The following is an 18,588-nucleotide window of genomic DNA, read 5'->3' as shown; positions in this document are numbered from 1 at the left end:
GTCGTCCACTTCAGGGCGCTATACTCCCCGGCTAAATTCGAATTCGACTACTACAAGGACTCGCCCATGAAAGCGTTCGGCAAAATCCTGGGTCTGGTGCTTCTCGGGCTGTTGCTGATCATTGTGGCGCTGGGCTTTGCCCTGACCCACCTCTTCGATCCCAACGACTATAAAGACGAGATCCGCCAGATTGCCCGCGACAAGGCCCACATCGAGCTGACGCTCAATGGCGATATCGGCTGGAGCCTGTTCCCGTGGCTCGGTCTGGAATTGCACGAAGCCAGTGTCGCGACCCTGGCCAAGCCTGCCGAGCCGTTCGCTGACTTGCAGATGCTTGGTCTGTCGGTGCGCGTGCTGCCGCTGCTGCGCCGCGAAGTGCAGATGAGCGATGTGCGCGTCGAAGGCCTGAACCTGCGCCTGACCCGCGACAAGGATGGCCACGGCAACTGGGAAGATATCGGCAAAGTGCCGGTGACTACCACCCCGACCACGCCTGCCGCTACCCCTGGCGTACCAGCACCGGAGACCACCGTACAGGTGGAAAAACCGGCGCAACCGATTCGCCTGGACATCGACAGCCTGACCGTCAACAACGCTCGCGTTGAATACAGCGACGAGAAGACCGGCAAGCAGTTCAGCGCCGAAAGCATCCAGTTGAGCACCGGACCGGTCCACGATTCCACCAACATCCCGGTCAAACTCACCGCGTTCCTCGGCACCAATCAGCCGGTTCTGCGCGTGCGTACCGAACTGAATGGCGAGCTGCGTTTTGAACGCGCACTGCAGCGCTACAAGTTCGAAGACATGAAACTCTCGGGTGAAGTGGCTGGCGATCCGCTGCAAGGCAAAACCATGACCTTCGCCGCGCAAGGCCAGTTGTTGCTGGATAAAGCGGCGAACGTCGCCGAATGGACTGGCATCAAGATTTCTGCCAACCAGCTGCGCGCATTGGGCGAGCTGAAGGTGAACGATCTCGACAAAACCCCGCAAATCAACGGCGCAATTTCCATCGCACAATTTGACCTGGCGAAATTCGTCGACAGCATCGGCCAGACGCTTCCGGCCATGGCTGAAGGCAGTCTGAGCAAGGTCGAACTGGTCAGCCGCGTAACCGGCACGCCGAACAGCATGTCGTTTGACAACATCAACCTGAAAGTCGATGACAGCAGCTTCAGCGGCCGTATCGCTGTCGAGGATTTCGCCCGGCAGTCGCTGCGCGCAGTGCTCAAGGCCGACACCTTCAACGTCGACCGCTACCTGCCGCCAAAATCTGCCGAAGCCAACAGCGCGACGCAAGTGCGTCAGGCCGAGGTGGCCAGCACCGAAGCCGGTGCAATGGCCGGCGCGGGCAGCACGCCGCTGCCGGACAAACCGACAAAAGAGGCGTGGAGCACCGATCGACTGTTGCCGGTGGAACGCCTGAGCAAACTCGACGTGGACGCTGACCTGACCTTCGGCCAACTGACCCTCGAGAAATTGCCGATCCAGAATGCCGCGCTCAAGGCCACAGGCAAAGAAGGTCTGCTGACCCTCGAGAATCTGCGCGGTGACCTCTACGACGGTAACTTCGAAGCCAAGGGCACCCTCGATCTGCGCCAACAGACACCGGCGCTGAGCATGCAGACACGCATCAGCAAAGTGCCTGTGGAAAAAATCCTCGAAAGCCAGGGTAAAAATCCGCCAGTGAAAGGCCTGGTCACCCTCGACAGCAACCTGACCGGCACCGGCAACAGCCAGAAAGCGCTGATCGAAACACTCAACGGCAACGCCAGTTTCGTCATCAACAATGGCGTGCTGCTCAATGCCAACCTCGAACAGCAGCTGTGCAAAGGCATCGCCACGCTCAATCGCAAAACCCTCAGCGGCGAGCCACGTGGCAAGGACACGCCCTTCCAGGAGCTCAAGGGCAACCTGACCTTGCGCAATGGCGTAGCCAGTAATCCGGACCTGAAAGTGCGCATCCCGGGCATGACCGTCAACGGTGACGGCGATGTCGACCTGCGGGTGCTGGGCATGGATTACCGCGTCGGCATTGTCGTCGAGGGCGACACCAGCGCCATGCCCGATCCGGCGTGCCAGGTCGGTGACAAGTTCGTCGGCATTGAATGGCCGCTGCGCTGCCGGGGCCCGCTGGAACTCGGCGCCAAGGCATGCCGCCTCGATAACGAACGCATGGGCCAGGTCGCCAGCAAACTTGCGGGCGACAAACTCAGCGAAAAGATCGACGAGAAGCTCGGCGACAAGGTCAGCCCTGAACTGAAAAACGCGCTGAAGGGGCTGTTCAAGCGATGAAAGCCGAGCAGTTTTCATCGGCGGTGCTGGACTGGTACGACCGCCACGGCCGCCACGACCTGCCCTGGCAACAGGGCATCACGCCGTATCGGGTGTGGGTCTCGGAAATCATGCTGCAGCAAACCCAGGTCAGCACCGTGCTGAACTACTTCGACCGCTTCATGGCGTCGCTGCCGACGGTCGAAGCGCTGGCCGCCGCGCCCGAAGACGAAGTGCTGCACCTGTGGACCGGCCTCGGTTACTACACTCGCGCGCGCAATTTGCAGAAGACCGCAAAGATCGTCGTCGCGCAGTACGGCGGCGAATTTCCCCGCGATGTAGAAAAGCTGGTTGAGCTGCCGGGTATCGGGTTGTCCACCGCGGGCGCCATCGCCAGCCTGAGCATGGGCCTGCGGGCGCCGATCCTCGACGGCAACGTCAAACGGGTGCTGGCGCGGTTTACCGCGCAAGAGGGTTACCCGGGAGAGCCGAAGGTCGCCAAACAGCTGTGGGCCAACGCTGAACGCTTCACGCCGCATGACCGGGTCAACGCTTACACCCAGGCCATGATGGACCTGGGTGCCACGCTCTGCACCCGCAGTAAACCGAGCTGTCTGCTGTGCCCCCTGGAAAAGGGCTGCGAAGCGCACATGCTCGGCCTGGAAACCCGGTACCCGATCCCCAAACCGCGCAAAACCGTGCCACAGAAGCGCACGCTGATGCCGATGCTCGCCAATGGCGAAGGCGCGATTCTGCTTTACCGTCGCCCTTCCACGGGCTTGTGGGGCGGACTTTGGAGCCTGCCGGAGCTCGACGACCTCGACGACCTGCAACATCTGGCCTCACAGCACTCGCTGGCATTGGGCACGCAGCAAGCGCTGCCGAGCCTGGTGCACACCTTCAGCCATTTCCAGTTATCCATCGAACCCTGGCTGGTTCAGGTTCAGGAGGCCGGCCATCACGTGGCCGAGGCCGACTGGCTCTGGTATAACCTCGCCACCCCGCCGCGCCTGGGCCTTGCCGCCCCGGTCAAAACCTTGCTCGAACGCGCGGCTGCCGTATTGAACGCAGGAGAGTCGTCATGACCCGCACCATCATGTGCCGCAAGTACAAAGAAGAATTGCCCGCCCTGGAGCGCGCGCCCTTCCCCGGCGCCAAAGGCCAGGACATTTTTGACCACGTCTCGGCCAAGGCCTGGTCCGACTGGCAGAAACACCAGACCCTGCTGATCAACGAAAAACGCTTGAACATGATGAACGCCGAAGACCGCAAATACCTTCAGGGCGAGATGGACAAGTACTTCTCCGGCGAGGAATACGCCAAGGCTGACGGCTACGTTCCGCCAGCTGAGTAATCCCGTATTTTCGAGGGTCGGAACGTAAGCGACGGTAATAATTAAATATTTTTTGCAAACTTGCTTGACGACCCCCTGAAAAACCAGTTTAATGCGCCCCGTTGCCCAGATAGCTCAGTCGGTAGAGCAGGGGATTGAAAATCCCCGTGTCGGCGGTTCGATTCCGTCTCTGGGCACCAAATACCGAAAACCCTGAATCGCAAGATTCAGGGTTTTTTTATGCCTGGGATTTGGTGGGACCTCGACTATTCGTCCCCCTTCCAGTTGAAAACCATGTTGCGAGCCGCGCCGCTTTCAACATCCGCGGTGTCACGCCGCTCCTCTCCGTTACGCGTTGCGATCACTGTGTACTTGCCGGGCGGCAGCTGAACGTAAACCAGCGGGCCGGCCTGGCTCAGCGTCAGCACGGTTTGCCCTTGGGCCTTCTGAATGATCACGTCGACATCGGGAACGTATTTACCTTCCGCCCCGACCGAAAATGTCATGTGCAAGTTGTAACCCGTGGCTTGCTGGATCGCCTTCGCCTCATCCTCGCCGATACCACCGGAAAGATAAGCCACGCCGTTTTGGTCTTGTCGCTGAATCTGCACGCCTGAAGTGTCAACAGGCTCGAGAGTGGCGGCCTGCAACATGACCGGGAACATCAGCAGGGTGACGGCGGCGATGGGTAGCAGAAATGCATGAGCGTGTTTCATAAGGAGCTCCCGTGTTCAATCCTGACTCCTATTGGATTTGCCATGGCTCGCACTGGTTTTAGATTGATTAGTACTTGGGGTCACTGCGAATTGGACTACAGGTTGTATTCCGAGAATGCAGATTGCCGTCGGAGCAATCCCGCAAATTCATACGGACATTCCTTCGGCTTTATCAGCTACGCCCGGCATCGCACACCCACCCGCCTCTGCAATCCTCGTCTGCCTGTTCATCCATCGGCGGAAGACTTCATGAGCGCACTCAAACCTGTAAACACTCAAGACCCACAACTCGTCTCGCTGCTTGGGAATCTTGGTGAACTGATTCGCGAGGCACGACAGAAGGTGCTGCGTGCGGTTGATACGGTGCAGGTGCAAACTTGCTGGCAAATTGGAAGGCATATTGTGGAGTTCGAGCAGGAAGGGGCTCGGCGGGCAGCTTACGGAAAACGCTTGCTTCCAACACTGGCCACAAGTCTCACTAGCCAGTATGGAAAAGGTTTTGATGAGCGCAACCTGCGCTACATGCGGGATTTTTATCAAACCTTTCCAATTTGGGACGCAGTGCGTTCCGAATTGAGCTGGACCCATTACCGCAGGTTGTTACGCGTCGATAACGAACACGCTCGCCGCTGGTACATGAATGAATCGGCCATTCAAAACTGGTCATCCCGCGCTTTGGAACGCCAGATCAACACCCTCTATTACGAACGCTTGCTAACAAGCCGCGACCGGCCTGCCGTTGCTCAGGAAGCCGAAACCGACATCCAGAAAATGAAAGCGCACCCCCGGGATTTCATACGGGATCCAGTAATGTTGGAGTTTCTTGGCTTGCCCAATGCCGGCTTGACTCAGGAAACCAACCTGGAGCAGGCATTGATCCAACAGCTTCAAGCCTTTCTGCTTGAACTGGGCAAAGGCTTTGCCTTCATTGCTCGCCAGCAACGTATTAGCACCGACAGCAAAGACTTCTACATCGATCTGGTGTTCTACAACTACTTGCTCAAGTGCTTTGTCATTTTCGATCTGAAGCGCGGCGAACTGACCCATCAGGATGTCGGCCAGATGGACATGTACGTGCGAATGTACGATGACCTCAAACGTGGACCGGAGGATGGCCCCACCGTCGGCATCATTCTTTGTGCGCGAAAGGATGAATCAGTGGTCCGTTACTCGGTGCTCAAAGACAACGAACAACTCTTCGCCAGCAAATACAAAACCGTACTGCCCACCGAAGATGAATTGCGCACGGAACTGGAACGGGAACAGGCGGCAATCGAAGAACGACTGCTCGATCAGATCCCGCTATAACCGCGCATGGATTGTTCACCCGCCGCGCAAAGACTATCGTTGGCAGCTATCCGCAAAGGTCCGCACCCGATGAATTTGCAGGACATGTCATTGGCACCTGCTCAAATGGAGTTGCCGCTGCCAACTTCCGTTTCTGGCGAACCCTTCAAAGAACCCGCCGCAGACGGTTTCATCCTCGGTGGCTTCACCTGGCGCCACGCCCCTCAGGACGCTGCGCGCCCGGTAGTCATCATCAACGCCGCCACCTCGGTTCGCTGCCGCCACTACTCGCGCTTCGCCGATTACCTGTTCAGCAACGGCTTCGATGTCATCAGCTATGACTACCGCGGCATCGGCGAATCACGCCCCGCATCGCTGAAAGGATTGCAGGCCTCATGGACCGACTGGGGAGCGCTGGATTTCGAGGCGATGCTCAAGCGCGCTGAGCGTGAGTGCCCCGGGCAACCCATCGACGTTGTCGGTCACAGCTTTGGTGGCTGTGCGGCGGGCCTGGGAGCCTCCGGGCATCTGATTCGGCGCTTGGTGACCGTCGGCGCGCAGTTCGCTTACTGGCGCGATTACGCGCCCGCTCATCGCTGGCGCATGTTCGGCAAGTGGCATGTGGTGATGCCGCTGCTCACCATGATGTGCGGCTACTTCCCCGGGAAGCGTCTTGGCTGGCTGGAAGATACGCCGGCCGGCGTGGTTCGCGACTGGAGCACGCCCACCGCCCGCTACGAAAAGCGCCCAAGCGGTCGCGTCGTCCACGCAAAGCCCGGTCAACTCCCGTTCGTTTACGTGACCGCGAAAACCCTGGCCATCAGCATCAGCGACGATCCGTACGGCACGATCCCCGCCATCGAACGCCTGCTGGACTACTTCACCAACAGCACGACCACCCATCTGCGAATCGCCCCCGCAGACATCGGCGAAGAAGAAGTCGGACATTTCGCCTTTTTTCGCAGCGCATACCAAGCCACACTATGGCCCATTGCATTGTCCTGGCTGCAAAACGGTGAATTGCCCCCCGACACACCCGGGCGGACAGTACCGCGCGGCGAGCCCTTTTAACGCACGACGGATCAAACGACATGGCCTCCGCCAACAAACAGCAAAAACGCGCCACCCGCGCCAAAGCCAAGGCCAAACAGAACCGCACCCAAAAGGCTGTCGCGCCGGTCGAATTGGACCCTAACGACGATCGTATCGATTTCGACTCGGTCGACCTGACCGACCTGTTCAAAGAAATGATCGACGCGGAAAAGATCAGTCAGCAAGCCATGTGCACGGCTTTCCTCGAACATCCTCTGCTCGCGCTCGTGTTGCAACAGGAGGGCGAAGAAACCGCGACAGACTTCATCATCGGCGCGCTAATCGAGTACCGCCAATGGTCCAAAGAAGTCGACGAAGCCGGCGCCCTGGCCTGGATCGAGTCCCCTGCCTTCCAGGTTGACTATGTGGCGGCGTCAGAAGCCATCGCAGCCCAAAACCCACAGAAACCGAACTGAGTTCCCATGGCATCCCTGAACAAGCAACAAAAACGCGCCAAGCGCGCCAAGATCAAAGCCAAACAGATCAATATCCACGGCAGAAAACCCGCCGCACTGGATGACGATCTGGATGATATCGGCGAGCCGATCCCGGAATACACCCTGGCAATGTTCAGCAAAATGCGCGACGCAGAAGCCACCAGCCGCAATGACATGTTGCTGACCCTGCTGTCGGAGCTTGCCGCGATCATCAGCGACCAACCAGAACTGCTGGACATGGAAAACGCCGACAACGAAGCCATGGCCGCCACCCACCTGGCCGCCGACATGCTGCTCGACTACCGCATGTGGGCCGACGGCATGGACCGCGAAACCGCTCAAGCGTGGCTGACCGATCCACAGTTCATCACCGACTTCGGCGATGCACTGGACAGCTATCGCAAGACGCTGGATGAGCAGGAAGAAAAGGGCGAGTAAATACTTCCCTTCAGAAACAAAAACGGCCGCTCGTCATCACTGACAGCGGCCGTTTTTTGTGGAAGCAACAAGCAAAGAATGAACCTGACCTCTCGTCAGTCGACGACGTATATCCCATTGACATATCCCCCTAAGAATCTACTCTTTGGATTTACCAATTGGAAACAAAGGAGGCCAGATGGAACAGACAACAATTTTCATGAGCAACCGCAGCCAGGCTGTCCGCCTGCCCAAGGCGGTTGCAATGCCTGGCGACGTTAAAAGAGTCAACGTTGTCGCCATCGGCCGAGCCCGCATCATTACTCCTGCGGACGAGACATGGGATAGCTGGTTCGATGGCGATAGCGCAAGCACAGACTTTATGACCGATCGTGACCAGCCCGTCGATCAGGAGCGTGAGTCGTTCTGATGATCAAATTCATGCTCGATACCAACATCTGCATCTTCACCATCAAGAACAAGCCGCAAATCGTAAGAGAAGCCTTCAATCGTCATGACGGGCAGTTGTGCATCAGTGCTGTGACACTGATGGAGTTGATCTACGGCGCCGAAAAATCGGCAGCACCGGAAAAGAACCTCGCTGTCATCGAGGGATTGGCCGCACGCGTTGAGGTTTTGCCTTTCGACAATGAAGCCGCTGCGCATACTGGAATGATTCGTGCGGAGCTGGCCAAGGCCGGGACACCCATTGGGCCTTACGACCACATGATTGCCGGTCACGCGCGCTCTCGCGGGTTCATAGTCGTCACGAACAACCTGCGGGAATTTGAAAAGGTGCCAGGTTTACGCGTAGAGGACTGGGTTCACTCCAAATGAAACGACCACAACAGGCACAAACAAAAACGGCCGCTCGTCATCACTGACAGCGGCCGTTTTGCATCACGCGATACCGATCAATTCAGCACCGCCGCTCCAACTTTTTGCAACCTGCGACGGCGAGCCACGAACAATCCGGCAGCCACCACACACAGGCTCAGCAGACCGGTCGAGAGAATCTCCACGCGATGAGCCTCCTGGAACAGCATGATGGTCAGGGCCGCGACGATGAAGATGATCACCGCGTAGGTCAGGCCCGGAAACAGCCACATACTGAAGGCGATTTTTTCGCCGCGAGCCATGCGCTGTTTGCGCATCCGCAGTTGAGAAAATGCGATCACCAGGTACACCAGCAACGCGATGGCGCCAGAGCTGGCCAGCAGGAATTCGAACACGGCGGCCGGAGCCACGTAGTTGGCGAATACCGCGAGGAAAGCCGCGCCGGTCGACAGCATCACGGCCCAGTAAGGCGTGCCGCTGTTGTTGGTGCGCTGGGAAACGGCCGGCGCATCGCCGCGCTTGCCCAACGAGAACATCATGCGCGAAGCGGTGTAGAGCGCCGAGTTCAGGCAGCTGGTTACCGCGACGAGCACCACGATATCGACGATCAGCTTGGCGTTCGGGATGCCCATGCGTTCGAGCACGGTCTGGTAGGAACCCACAGCGGCCAGCACCGGATCATTCCAAGGCACCAGCGCCACAACAATGAAGATCGACACGAGGTAGAACAAGCCGATCCGCCAGATCACCGAGTTGGTGGCCTTGGAGATTTGCTGACCAGGGTTCTTCGATTCCGCTGCCGCGATGGTGACGATTTCGGTGCCCATGAAGGAGAACATCGTGGTCAAAATCGCGCCCAGCACCGCGCCCATGCCGTTTGGCAGGAACCCTTGGGTGTCGAACAGGTGCGATACGCCGCTGACCTGGCTGTTCGGCAGAAAGCCGAAGATCGCCATAACGCCGAGGCCGATAAAACCGATGATCGCGATGACTTTGACCAGGGCAAACCAGAATTCGAATTCACCGTAGTTCTTCACGCTGAACAGGTTGGTCACTGTCAGCAGCAACGTGATGACGAGGGTGAAGGCCCAGATCGCCACATTCGGGAACCAGGCATGCAGGATCGTCGCGGCGGCGTTCGCTTCCAGCGGGATGACCAGCACCCAGAACCACCAGTAGAGCCAGCCAATGGTGAAACCGGCCCAGTGGCCAATCGCGCGATCGGCGTAAGTCGAGAACGAGCCTGTGTCCGGCGAAGCCACCGCCATCTCGCCGAGCATGCGCATCACCAGAACCACCAGCGCACCCGCGGCGGCGTAAGCCAGCAGCACGGCCGGGCCTGCTGCAGCGATGGCGTGACCAGAACCGACGAACAGCCCGGCGCCGATAACCCCGGCGATCGACAACATAGTCACATGACGCGGTTTGAGCCCCTGTTCGAGGCCATTGGAGCTTGGAGAACTGCTCATTCAAACTACCTTTGTGAGGGAAAGCGATTTGCATCCATCCCGTCTGGCGTTCCTTCTCGTAAAAAGAAACCAACGGGGCGTTCTGGATTCTGCACGCAATAATTGCGCCAAAATGTTTCAGACTCTTTAACTTCGGGGGCTGTGGCGTGACCGGACAGTCATCGCAAGTCATTGAGATTAATGGCAATTCGCCAGAGCGTTACCCTGTGACCCACATTTGGAATGAAACCGCGCACCGGAAACACACACACAAAATACCCGGCGCACAATAAAAGTACGGATCTGGAACGTTTGGCCGGTTAGCGCTTCCAACACCCCGCCAAAGCTGGCAACATCGCGCCCTTTTTGCGATAGCCGCCGCGTCTATTACTAAAAAGGCGGGTTCAAACGGCTGTTCGGTTGATAGCAGCGCGACAGTCAGCTGTACCGATGCGACAACCTGCCGCATGCCACCCGTTTACCGCCCGTAGCGCTGTTGGCTGCCATTCAGACGCTATGCTAGGTTGGCCGCCTCGCCAGGAAGGCCCGCCAACAGCAGGAGCGCAACACACTATGAGGAACGCACATGGCTGAGGCCACGCCCGCGCTTGAAATCCGCAACTTGCACAAACGCTACGGACAGCTTGAGGTGCTTAAAGGCATCTCGCTGACCGCCCGCGACGGCGATGTGATCTCGATCCTGGGTTCCTCCGGTTCCGGCAAGTCCACGTTCCTGCGTTGTATCAACCTGCTGGAAAACCCGCATCAGGGCCAGATTCTGGTGGCCGGCGAAGAACTCAAACTCAAAGCCGCGAAGAACGGCGAACTGGTTGCGGCCGACGGCAAGCAGATCAATCGCCTGCGCAGCCAGATTGGTTTTGTGTTTCAAAACTTTAATCTGTGGCCGCACATGAGCGTGCTCGACAACATCATCGAAGCCCCGCGTCGTGTACTCGGCCAGAGCAAGGCCGAGGCCATTGAAGTCGCCGAAGCCTTGCTGGCCAAGGTCGGCATCGCCGATAAACGTCACGCTTATCCGGCGCAACTGTCCGGCGGTCAGCAACAGCGCGCAGCCATTGCCCGCACGCTGGCGATGCAGCCCAAGGTCATCTTGTTCGACGAGCCCACCTCCGCCCTTGACCCGGAAATGGTTCAGGAAGTACTTAATGTCATCCGCGCATTGGCCGAAGAAGGCCGCACCATGCTGCTGGTCACCCATGAAATGGGTTTCGCCCGTCAGGTGTCCAGCGAAGTGGTGTTTCTCCACCAGGGCCTGGTAGAAGAGCAAGGATCGCCACAGCAGGTGTTCGAAAACCCGCTTTCGGCACGCTGCAAACAATTCATGTCCAGCAACCGCTAACGGAGCTACCCACATGCAGAACTACAAAAAAATCTTCCTGGCTGCCGCCGTCACCCTGGCGTTCAGCGCCGGTGCCGCCGCCGAGACGTTGAAGATGGGCATCGAAGCGGCCTACCCGCCGTTCAACAACAAAGATGCCAGTGGCAATGTCGTCGGCTTCGACAAGGAAATCGGTGACGCCCTGTGCGCCAAGATGAAAGTCGAATGCACCGTGGTCACGTCTGACTGGGACGGCATCATCCCGGCCCTGAACGCCAAGAAGTTCGACTTCCTGATCTCCTCGATGTCGATCACCGAAGAGCGCAAGCAAGCGGTGGACTTCACCGACCCGTACTACTCGAACAAGCTGCAGTTCATCGCCAAGAAAGACGTCGAATTCAAAACCGACAAAGAATCCATGCAAGGCAAAGTGATCGGCGCCCAACGTGCGACCTTGGCCGGCACCTGGCTCGAAGACAACATGGAAGGCGTTGACATCAAACTCTACGACACCCAGGAAAACGCCTACCTCGACCTGACCTCCGGGCGTCTGGACGGCATCCTGGCGGACAAATACGTCAACTACGAGTGGCTGAAAAGCGACGCTGGCAAGTCTTACGAGTTCAAAGGCGACCCGGTGGAAGAAAGCGACAAGATCGGTATCGCTGTGCGTAAAGGCGACCAGATCCGCACGAGGCTCAACCTCGCGCTGAAAGAAATCGTTGCTGACGGCACCTACAAAAAGATCAACGACAAGTACTTCCCGTTCAGCATCTATTGATTCTGACCTGCCAGGCCGGCGTCGTTTTCTGACGGCGCCGGTCCCCGGCATTGCCTGCCGCGATTTGAAAAGAAATCCATGATTATCGACCTCTACGGATTCGGCCCGGCGCTCGCCGCCGGCGCGCTGATGACTGTGAAACTGGCACTCTCGGCCCTGTGCCTCGGGCTGGTGCTCGGTTTGCTCGGCGCCTTGGCTAAAACCTCCCCGTACAAGCCGCTGCAATGGCTTGGCGGTACGTATTCGACACTGGTTCGCGGTATCCCGGAATTGCTCTGGGTGCTGTTGATCTATTTCGGCACGGTCAACCTGATGCGTGCCTTGGGCGAATTTTTCGGCAACCCAGACCTTGAGCTCAACGCCTTTGCCGCCGGTGTGATTGCGCTGGGGCTGTGCTTCGGCGCCTATGCCACGGAAGTGTTTCGCGGTGCGATTCTGGCCATTCCCAAAGGTCATCGCGAGGCCGGCGTAGCGTTGGGCCTGTCGAAATTTCGCATCTTCACCCGGCTGATCATACCGCAGATGTGGCGCATCGCCCTGCCCGGCCTGGGCAATCTGTTCATGATTCTGATGAAAGACACCGCGCTGGTATCGGTCATCGGCCTGGAAGAAATCATGCGGCATGCGCAAATCGGCGTGACCGTGTCCAAGCAGCCATTCACCTTCTATATGGTGGCCGCGTTCATGTACCTGGGCCTGACCATTCTGGCCATGACCGGCATGCACTTCATGGAAAAACGCGCCGCTCGCGGCTTCGCAAGGAGCACCCAATGAACTGGGAAGTCATCATCAAGTGGCTGCCGAAACTGGCTCAGGGCGCGACGCTTACCCTGGAACTGGTCGCCATCGCCGTGATTGCCGGCTTGCTGCTGGCCATTCCCCTGGGCATCGCTCGCTCGTCACGCCTGTGGTGGGTGCGCGCATTTCCCTACGGCTACATCTTCTTTTTCCGCGGCACGCCGTTGCTGGTTCAACTGTTCCTGGTCTACTACGGCCTGGCGCAGTTTGATGCTGTCCGTAACAGCGCGATGTGGCCGTACCTGCGCAATCCGTTCTGGTGCGCCACGGCAACCATGACCCTGCACACCGCGGCCTACATCGCCGAGATTCTGCGCGGCGCGATCCAGGCCATTCCACCGGGCGAGATCGAAGCGGCGCGCGCCCTGGGCATGTCCCGGCCGAAAGCGCTGTTCTACATCATCCTGCCCCGTGCAGCGCGTATCGGCCTGCCGGCCTACAGCAACGAAGTGATTCTGATGCTCAAGGCCAGTGCCCTCGCCAGTACCGTGACCTTGCTTGAATTGACCGGTATGGCTCGCACCATCATTGCCCGGACCTATCTGCCGGTGGAGATCTTCTTCGCGGCGGGCATGTTCTATCTGTTGATGGCTTACGTACTGGTGCGCGGCTTCAAGCTGCTGGAGCGCTGGTTGCGCGTCGATGCCTGCCAAGGGCGTTGATTCCCACGTGCTGACGGGCGATGACTTACTCGCCCGTTTCATGGCGCTGGACGCTTTTCTGATCAAGCATCAGGCGCTGTGGAAGCCTCGACCGTTTACTCATCTGCAACTGCCGTGGGAAGCGTCCTACCCGGAATTGGCAATCTGGCTACGCGGGCGGTCGCTGGAGGAGGCGGAAAGTAGTCATAACCAACCGAGCTTACTGAACGCGCCGCAGCCATTTGCGTCACTGGCGGCGTTGTCCGTTGAGCTGAGCGCGGTCGGTGAGTTGCCGGTTCACTCCATTGAAGCGGCTGGGCATCGCCTGAATGTCGATGTGCCGGGGCGCAAGTGGCAGCAGATCGAGGCGTTTGCCAGTCGCTTGTCGTTTTCAACGCCGCCCAAGCATTGGCTGGATTGGTGTTCGGGCAAGGGCCACTTGGGACGGCGCTTGCTGCAAACCGGCCAGCAGCTGACGTGCCTTGAATACGATCCCGCACTGGTGCTTAGCGGACAGGCACTTAGCCAACGCCATCAATTGCATGCGCTGCATGTCGAACAGGATGTGCTTGCGCCGGATTCTCTGTTGAATGCCTCTCACACTCCCATCGCATTGCACGCTTGCGGTGATCTGCATGTGCGTCTGATCCAGCTCGCCAGCGCCGTCGGTTGCAAACAACTCGCCATCGCGCCGTGCTGCTATAACCGGATCAGTCTGCCGGCGTATCAGCCACTTTCCGATGCGGGTTTGCGATCCGACTTACAGCTGTCGCTCGATGACCTTTCAATGCCAATGAGCGAAACCGTCACCGCCGGTGCCCGTGTCCGACGTCAGCGCGACACCTCCATGGCCCGACGCCTGGCGTTCGACCTGTTGCAACGGCAACTGCGCGGCATCGACGAATACCTGCCAACCCCCTCCCTCCCCAGCACGTGGCTGGAAAAACCTTTCGCCGATTACTGCCATCATTTGGCCTCAGTCAAAGAGTTATCCACAATCGGCCCGCAAGACTGGTCCACCATCGAAGCCGCCGGCTGGCAGCGACTGGCTGAAGTGCGCAATCTGGAGCTGCTGCGTGGACTTTTCCGACGCCCTCTGGAGCTTTGGCTGGTACTCGATCGGGCGCTTTTCCTCTCAAAGCAGGGCTATACCGTTCGTCTCGGAACCTTCTGCGAAGCCCCGCTCACGCCGCGTAATTTCCTGGTGCTGGCGGAACGCGTCTAACCGTCGCAGCCTGTGGATAACTCTGTTGATGAAATTATCCTGGATCCAATATTTACAGCTGTTTCAGGCATGAAACTAAACTGTTCAATTTTCGTACACGCGCAGAAAAAACCGCAAAAACAGGCATTTGCGACCCAATGAGAACGGCTCCACATTTTCTCCATTGGCCTTATGAGTTCCAGGTCCCCGTTGTGCATAAGCGTTAAGCCGAAACAACATAAACGACCGCGAAATCCTCAACTATCTTTCCCGAGCGTCAGAATTGTCTGATGTCAGGGACAACAAGGACTGCAATCCGTTTGGCAACCTTCTGGTGTGCCTGGGAGGTGCCGAGAACCAGTCGCAATTTCGCCGTCCAACCTGCAAAGCGTGCAAGTAGCGCCCGCGCAAGTGCTGAGTCTGGACCTGATTAACGCGGTCAAAAAACGGCGTGTAATGCTTCACCGGCGAACTCTGCAGAAGCATCTGCGGAGCTGGTCTGACAGCTGCTTAAAAATAGTCTGAATTCAGGGGTTTACAGAACCAACCCAATCGCTATAATCGTCGCCCTAACACGCCGGTATAGCTCAGTTGGTAGAGCAACTGACTTGTAATCAGTAGGTCCCGGGTTCGACTCCTGGTGCCGGCACCATACAAAACGAAGCCCTCGCAGAAATGTGAGGGCTTTGTTGTTTCTGGGGTGTGCACATTTTGTCGACGCCTCGCCCTCTCTGAAACCCAACCCATCCCCGCCCCACTGCGACAGACGCTTCGCTCGCTTTTCCACCCCTCGAATACCTCGACTTATTGGACCAACCGTCCACGTTCGATCTTTATGCTAAATTATGAACTGGCAATAATTATGGCGTATCCATAAAGAGGGATAATTGCATGAGCAGCATATTTCAGCGCCCTGAACTGGCTGAATCAATGGCAAATCAGCTTCTCAATCCTGGCGTGCTCGATGAAGGTTTGCGCTCAGGCCTGTTTCTGTCTGGCCTGCGTCGCACCGGCAAAACGACATTTCTTAGAAATGACCTCATCCCTGCCCTGGAAGAAGCCGGCGCTCTGGTCATTTATGTCGACCTATGGAGCGACACGCTGGCCAACCCTGCAACCCTCGTGCACAACGCCATCCATAAAACACTGAAAGATCTGCAAACGCCGGGCTCCTCTGCCCTGGAAATGTTCAAGCGCGTCAGCAATGTTGATGTAGGCGCCGCAGGATTCAAATTCGGGTTCAAACTCGACAGCATTGGCAACGCCGACGGCCCGACACTGGCGCATGCGCTTACAGAGGTTGTCGATCAAGCGAAAACCGATTTGGTGTTAATCATCGACGAAGTGCAACACGCCATTTCGTCCGACGACGGCAATCAGCTGCTGTTGGCACTCAAGGCCGCTCGCGATGCAATCAACCCTCGCCCGAATACGCCAGGCTATTTCCTGTTTATCGGAACCGGCTCCCACAGGGCGCAAGTGAGCGAACTAACCGCCAAACGCAACCACGCGTTTTCCGGTGCCACCTCAGCTGCCTATCCGTTGCTGAAAGGTGATTACGTTGAGTTCCTGCTCAATCGACTCGCCATGACCGTGCAGAAGGAAAAACTGCCGTCCCTCGAAGCCGCTATCGAAGCGTTCAACACCTTGGGGAATCGACCTGAGGAAATGCTCAAAGCACTACGCCAACTCCTACAGCAGGAGGGTGAGCCCGACCTATTTCTACCCGTCATCGCCAGCACCTTACGCTCGGCGGCGGCGAGTATTGAGCTGGAAAAAGTCGAGCAACTGGGTAGTCTGGCTCAAGCCATTTTCAACAAAATCGCGTCTACGGAAGGCGATGCACGAGGCATTTTCTCCATCGACGCAGCGGCTGAGTATTCAAAGTCAGTGGGGCGAGAGGTGCGGGTTGAAGAGATTCAACCGGTGGTCATTGCGCTGGTAGCGGAGAACATCATCATGCGGCGCGGACACGGGATTTACGCGATTACGGATCAGTTTGTTCAAGAGATTTGGCTGGAAGAGCGGGCTTTGATTGAGGGGAGTTAGAGTGGTGGTTGATCATGGGTTGGTGAAGCCGGTGTTTGGAGCGCCACCGGCAGAGGCATTTCACTCCATACGGATTCGTGAATCAGATTGGCGCGCCTAAAAGTGGGAAGGGGACAAATTAATTTTCACACGCAAAAAACAAATCAGTCACCTTTTCTCCTTCATCATCGTGGCCAGCCACGGTGGCCCACTGCGGAAAACTAGCCTCGACACTGCGTGGCAACTATTCATCACGTTAGCGATTGCAGATGGAAACATTGATCAGGAGGATCGTTTTGCTTTGCATGACTTGAAGCGGCGCGGAATTACCGACACGATCGGCACCAGGGCAGAAAAACAGGAAGCAAGCGGTCACCGTGACGCGAAGATGATGGATGTCTACGACCACAGCATTCCCATCGTCTCGCCTTCAGGTGAATAAAACGAAAATGGATAGGAGCTTTATATGAAGAGCAGCTTCACCGGTTACTACGCTCCTACTACAGAGCAATATGAAGTCTTATGGAAAGACGCTCTCTTTGTCCTCGACACAAACGTTCTATTAAACTTATATCGACTACCGACTTTAGCGAGAGACGAGCTAATTGGAGTTTTAGAGTTACTGAAAGATCGCCTCTGGATTCCTCATCAGGTTGGCCTCGAATTTCAACGCGGCAGATTAACCGTTATTGCAAATGAGAGGAAATCCACCGAAGAGGCATTGTCAGCGGCGCAGAATGTAGTAGGTCAAGTAAAAAGCAAGGTGGAAGGACTACAGATTGACAAGCGTGGCCTTGGAATTGAGTCTAAGCCACTACTGGATGAACTCGAACGTTCGAACCAAAAGCTCATTGACGCTATCACCGCTATACATAACTCCCAGCTGGACGTTTCATCAACAGATGTTGTCCGACAAAAACTCGATCTACTCTTGGATCAAAAGGTTGGTAGCGCACCGTCATCCCAACAAGATCTCGATGCGTTAGTTTCTGACGGCGAGGAGCGATTTAATAACAAAATTCCTCCAGGATTTGCTGATAGCGACAAAGATAAGAATCCAAACGACGCATACTTTATATACGACCATATAAAGTACCAGAGAAAGTTTGGCGACCTGATTTTGTGGAAGCAGCTACTCCATCACGTCAAGGAGACCAAGGTCAAAAAAGTCCTCTTTATCACTGCGGATCGCAAGGAGGATTGGTGGTGGCGAGAGCAGGGTAAAACTATTGGCCCTCATCCCGAACTGATGCGGGAAATTAAGCGAGAGGGGGAAGTAGAACTATTCTGGATGTATTCTTCAGTGCAATTCGTTGAACACGCGAACAAATACTCCAAAGCAAAAGTCTCAACGGAATCGGTCGCGGAAATTGAGCAGGTCGCACAATTCGACGCCGACCACGCGTATCCTAAAGCGTATAACAATGATATGGAGAACTCTTTAACGACATTGTATAGGCACGAACACTTTAGAAAAGAAATCGACATAACACATCAAGAAAATATGTTATTCCATTGGTTATCCAGGACTGTTCAAAATCTTTTACCGAACCCAACAGGCAGTCCGGAATTTATAGCCTCAACACCCAAAGGCAAACATGGCTACATACTCAGCCGAGGATTACAAGTCAGCGGAGACATTGAAAGCACTCAGATTCCCACTAGGGTTAGAAAAGCTCTTTTCCAAGTGCTCGATGGAAAGCTTTCAGCACTCACCGTGTTATTTATTTTAGATGACCTTGAAACCGAATATCTTCTTAGAAATGATCAAATGCTAACACTAAGAGAAAGAATTGAGTTTATGTTAAAGCAAAACCCTATCACCGAAATATACGTAGGCGAGTTCTTCCAAGATAAGTTCCGAGTTTTACTGCACCATCGTGGCTACCCAAGCAGATTTTCGAAATTCAAGTCGGATCCCGATGTGGAATGATGTGAGAGTAGATTGTCGATGTCGTA

18 protein-coding genes, 2 tRNA genes and 1 pseudogene are annotated in these 18,588 nt (G+C 56.6%); 19 read left to right on the top strand and 2 right to left on the bottom strand.

Annotated elements, in window-relative coordinates; translation table 11 throughout:
* The first annotated feature begins 66 nt into the window (after positions 1 to 66).
* The 4 genes from F8N62_RS21240 (at position 67) to F8N62_RS21225 (ending at position 3,804) form a co-directional block, all read left to right on the top strand.
* Positions 67 to 2,292, top strand: a complete 2,226-nt coding sequence (locus F8N62_RS21240; RefSeq protein WP_150712519.1) for an AsmA family protein — start codon at positions 67 to 69, stop codon at positions 2,290 to 2,292.
* Positions 2,289 to 3,356 (top strand): A/G-specific adenine glycosylase, encoded by a 1,068-nt coding sequence (gene mutY, locus F8N62_RS21235; RefSeq protein ID WP_150712518.1) that lies wholly within the window; start codon positions 2,289 to 2,291, stop codon positions 3,354 to 3,356. Before F8N62_RS21240 ends, mutY begins: the two co-directional genes overlap by 4 nt.
* Entirely contained in the window at positions 3,353 to 3,625 is a 273-nt protein-coding gene (locus F8N62_RS21230) for an oxidative damage protection protein (protein WP_150712517.1), read from the top strand. Before mutY ends, F8N62_RS21230 begins: the two co-directional genes overlap by 4 nt.
* Before the next feature lie 103 nt (positions 3,626 to 3,728).
* Positions 3,729 to 3,804 (top strand) — tRNA-Phe (locus F8N62_RS21225).
* Positions 3,805 to 3,870: 66 nt separating this feature from the next.
* On the opposite strand, the gene F8N62_RS21220 is transcribed toward F8N62_RS21225, so the two are convergent.
* The gene (locus F8N62_RS21220; RefSeq protein WP_150712516.1) at positions 3,871 to 4,320 is read right to left on the bottom strand and encodes a carboxypeptidase regulatory-like domain-containing protein; all 450 of its coding nucleotides are present in this window, start codon (positions 4,318 to 4,320) and stop codon (positions 3,871 to 3,873) included.
* Positions 4,321 to 4,569: 249 nt separating this feature from the next.
* Between F8N62_RS21220 and F8N62_RS21215 the strand changes: the two genes are divergently transcribed.
* The 6 genes from F8N62_RS21215 to vapC all read left to right on the top strand — a co-directional run bounded on the left by F8N62_RS21215 (position 4,570) and on the right by vapC (position 8,390).
* Positions 4,570 to 5,628: a PDDEXK nuclease domain-containing protein gene (locus F8N62_RS21215; RefSeq protein ID WP_150712515.1), complete on the top strand. Its 1,059-nt coding sequence runs from the start codon at positions 4,570 to 4,572 to the stop codon at positions 5,626 to 5,628.
* 69 nt (positions 5,629 to 5,697) lie between these two features.
* The gene (locus F8N62_RS21210) at positions 5,698 to 6,678 is read left to right on the top strand and encodes an alpha/beta fold hydrolase (protein ID WP_150712514.1); all 981 of its coding nucleotides are present in this window, start codon (positions 5,698 to 5,700) and stop codon (positions 6,676 to 6,678) included.
* Between the two features lie 20 nt (positions 6,679 to 6,698).
* A complete protein-coding gene (locus F8N62_RS21205) occupies positions 6,699 to 7,115 on the top strand; it encodes a hypothetical protein (protein WP_150712513.1) in 417 nt (138 codons plus the stop codon).
* A gap of 6 nt (positions 7,116 to 7,121) precedes the next feature.
* Positions 7,122 to 7,574, top strand: coding sequence for a hypothetical protein (locus F8N62_RS21200; RefSeq protein ID WP_150712512.1), 453 nt, complete (start codon positions 7,122 to 7,124; stop codon positions 7,572 to 7,574).
* A 178-nt stretch (positions 7,575 to 7,752) separates the two neighbouring features.
* Positions 7,753 to 7,983 (top strand): type II toxin-antitoxin system VapB family antitoxin, encoded by a 231-nt coding sequence (gene vapB / locus F8N62_RS21195; RefSeq protein WP_150712511.1) that lies wholly within the window; start codon positions 7,753 to 7,755, stop codon positions 7,981 to 7,983.
* Entirely contained in the window at positions 7,983 to 8,390 is a 408-nt protein-coding gene (gene vapC / locus F8N62_RS21190; RefSeq protein WP_150712510.1) for a type II toxin-antitoxin system tRNA(fMet)-specific endonuclease VapC, read from the top strand. The genes vapB and vapC overlap by 1 nt, the downstream gene beginning before the upstream one ends.
* 77 nt (positions 8,391 to 8,467) lie before the next feature.
* On the opposite strand, the gene gabP is transcribed toward vapC, so the two are convergent.
* Positions 8,468 to 9,859: a GABA permease gene (gene gabP / locus F8N62_RS21185; RefSeq protein ID WP_150712509.1), complete on the bottom strand. Its 1,392-nt coding sequence runs from the start codon at positions 9,857 to 9,859 to the stop codon at positions 8,468 to 8,470.
* Between the two features lie 565 nt (positions 9,860 to 10,424).
* Between gabP and F8N62_RS21180 the strand changes: the two genes are divergently transcribed.
* The 9 genes and pseudogenes from F8N62_RS21180 to F8N62_RS21140 all read left to right on the top strand — a co-directional run bounded on the left by F8N62_RS21180 (position 10,425) and on the right by F8N62_RS21140 (position 18,562).
* A complete protein-coding gene (locus tag F8N62_RS21180) occupies positions 10,425 to 11,198 on the top strand; it encodes an ABC transporter ATP-binding protein (RefSeq protein WP_150712508.1) in 774 nt (257 codons plus the stop codon).
* A 13-nt stretch (positions 11,199 to 11,211) separates the two neighbouring features.
* Positions 11,212 to 11,958 carry an ABC transporter substrate-binding protein gene (locus tag F8N62_RS21175; RefSeq protein WP_150712507.1) on the top strand — a complete coding sequence of 249 codons (747 nt, stop codon included), beginning with the start codon at positions 11,212 to 11,214 and terminating at the stop codon, positions 11,956 to 11,958.
* A 78-nt stretch (positions 11,959 to 12,036) separates the two neighbouring features.
* Positions 12,037 to 12,732, top strand: coding sequence for an ABC transporter permease (locus tag F8N62_RS21170; protein ID WP_150712506.1), 696 nt, complete (start codon positions 12,037 to 12,039; stop codon positions 12,730 to 12,732).
* The gene (locus F8N62_RS21165) at positions 12,729 to 13,418 is read left to right on the top strand and encodes an ABC transporter permease (protein WP_150712505.1); all 690 of its coding nucleotides are present in this window, start codon (positions 12,729 to 12,731) and stop codon (positions 13,416 to 13,418) included. Before F8N62_RS21170 ends, F8N62_RS21165 begins: the two co-directional genes overlap by 4 nt.
* Entirely contained in the window at positions 13,399 to 14,622 is a 1,224-nt protein-coding gene (locus F8N62_RS21160; protein WP_150712504.1) for a methyltransferase, read from the top strand. The genes F8N62_RS21165 and F8N62_RS21160 overlap by 20 nt, the downstream gene beginning before the upstream one ends.
* A gap of 555 nt (positions 14,623 to 15,177) precedes the next feature.
* Positions 15,178 to 15,253: transfer RNA gene (locus tag F8N62_RS21155), tRNA-Thr, on the top strand.
* 239 nt (positions 15,254 to 15,492) lie between these two features.
* Positions 15,493 to 16,650: an AAA family ATPase gene (locus F8N62_RS21150; protein ID WP_150712503.1), complete on the top strand. Its 1,158-nt coding sequence runs from the start codon at positions 15,493 to 15,495 to the stop codon at positions 16,648 to 16,650.
* A gap of 160 nt (positions 16,651 to 16,810) precedes the next feature.
* Positions 16,811 to 17,071 (top strand): annotated as a pseudogene (locus F8N62_RS32175) (integrase); the annotation flags it as partial.
* A 24-nt stretch (positions 17,072 to 17,095) separates the two neighbouring features.
* Positions 17,096 to 18,562, top strand: coding sequence for a PIN-like domain-containing protein (locus tag F8N62_RS21140; RefSeq protein ID WP_150712501.1), 1,467 nt, complete (start codon positions 17,096 to 17,098; stop codon positions 18,560 to 18,562).
* Positions 18,563 to 18,588 lie beyond the last annotated feature (26 nt).

This window comes from Pseudomonas fluorescens, assembly GCF_902497785.1.
Lineage (GTDB): Bacteria > Pseudomonadota > Gammaproteobacteria > Pseudomonadales > Pseudomonadaceae > Aquipseudomonas > Aquipseudomonas fluorescens_BO.
This window is presented reverse-complemented; position numbering and strand designations above follow the sequence as displayed.

What these genes read in the sequence shown, in the direction of transcription:
- F8N62_RS21240 (WP_150712519.1), top strand. Translation starts at nt 67, where the DNA reads ATGAAAGCGTTCGGCAAAATCCTGGGTCTGGTGCTTCTCGGGCTGTTG.
- mutY (WP_150712518.1), top strand. Translation starts at nt 2,289, where the DNA reads ATGAAAGCCGAGCAGTTTTCATCGGCGGTGCTGGACTGGTACGACCGC.
- F8N62_RS21230 (WP_150712517.1), top strand. Translation starts at nt 3,353, where the DNA reads ATGACCCGCACCATCATGTGCCGCAAGTACAAAGAAGAATTGCCCGCC.
- F8N62_RS21220 (WP_150712516.1), bottom strand. Translation starts at nt 4,320, where the DNA reads ATGAAACACGCTCATGCATTTCTGCTACCCATCGCCGCCGTCACCCTG.
- F8N62_RS21215 (WP_150712515.1), top strand. Translation starts at nt 4,570, where the DNA reads ATGAGCGCACTCAAACCTGTAAACACTCAAGACCCACAACTCGTCTCG.
- F8N62_RS21210 (WP_150712514.1), top strand. Translation starts at nt 5,698, where the DNA reads ATGAATTTGCAGGACATGTCATTGGCACCTGCTCAAATGGAGTTGCCG.
- F8N62_RS21205 (WP_150712513.1), top strand. Translation starts at nt 6,699, where the DNA reads ATGGCCTCCGCCAACAAACAGCAAAAACGCGCCACCCGCGCCAAAGCC.
- F8N62_RS21200 (WP_150712512.1), top strand. Translation starts at nt 7,122, where the DNA reads ATGGCATCCCTGAACAAGCAACAAAAACGCGCCAAGCGCGCCAAGATC.
- vapB (WP_150712511.1), top strand. Translation starts at nt 7,753, where the DNA reads ATGGAACAGACAACAATTTTCATGAGCAACCGCAGCCAGGCTGTCCGC.
- vapC (WP_150712510.1), top strand. Translation starts at nt 7,983, where the DNA reads ATGATCAAATTCATGCTCGATACCAACATCTGCATCTTCACCATCAAG.
- gabP (WP_150712509.1), bottom strand. Translation starts at nt 9,859, where the DNA reads ATGAGCAGTTCTCCAAGCTCCAATGGCCTCGAACAGGGGCTCAAACCG.
- F8N62_RS21180 (WP_150712508.1), top strand. Translation starts at nt 10,425, where the DNA reads ATGGCTGAGGCCACGCCCGCGCTTGAAATCCGCAACTTGCACAAACGC.
- F8N62_RS21175 (WP_150712507.1), top strand. Translation starts at nt 11,212, where the DNA reads ATGCAGAACTACAAAAAAATCTTCCTGGCTGCCGCCGTCACCCTGGCG.
- F8N62_RS21170 (WP_150712506.1), top strand. Translation starts at nt 12,037, where the DNA reads ATGATTATCGACCTCTACGGATTCGGCCCGGCGCTCGCCGCCGGCGCG.
- F8N62_RS21165 (WP_150712505.1), top strand. Translation starts at nt 12,729, where the DNA reads ATGAACTGGGAAGTCATCATCAAGTGGCTGCCGAAACTGGCTCAGGGC.
- F8N62_RS21160 (WP_150712504.1), top strand. Translation starts at nt 13,399, where the DNA reads ATGCCTGCCAAGGGCGTTGATTCCCACGTGCTGACGGGCGATGACTTA.
- F8N62_RS21150 (WP_150712503.1), top strand. Translation starts at nt 15,493, where the DNA reads ATGAGCAGCATATTTCAGCGCCCTGAACTGGCTGAATCAATGGCAAAT.
- F8N62_RS21140 (WP_150712501.1), top strand. Translation starts at nt 17,096, where the DNA reads ATGAAGAGCAGCTTCACCGGTTACTACGCTCCTACTACAGAGCAATAT.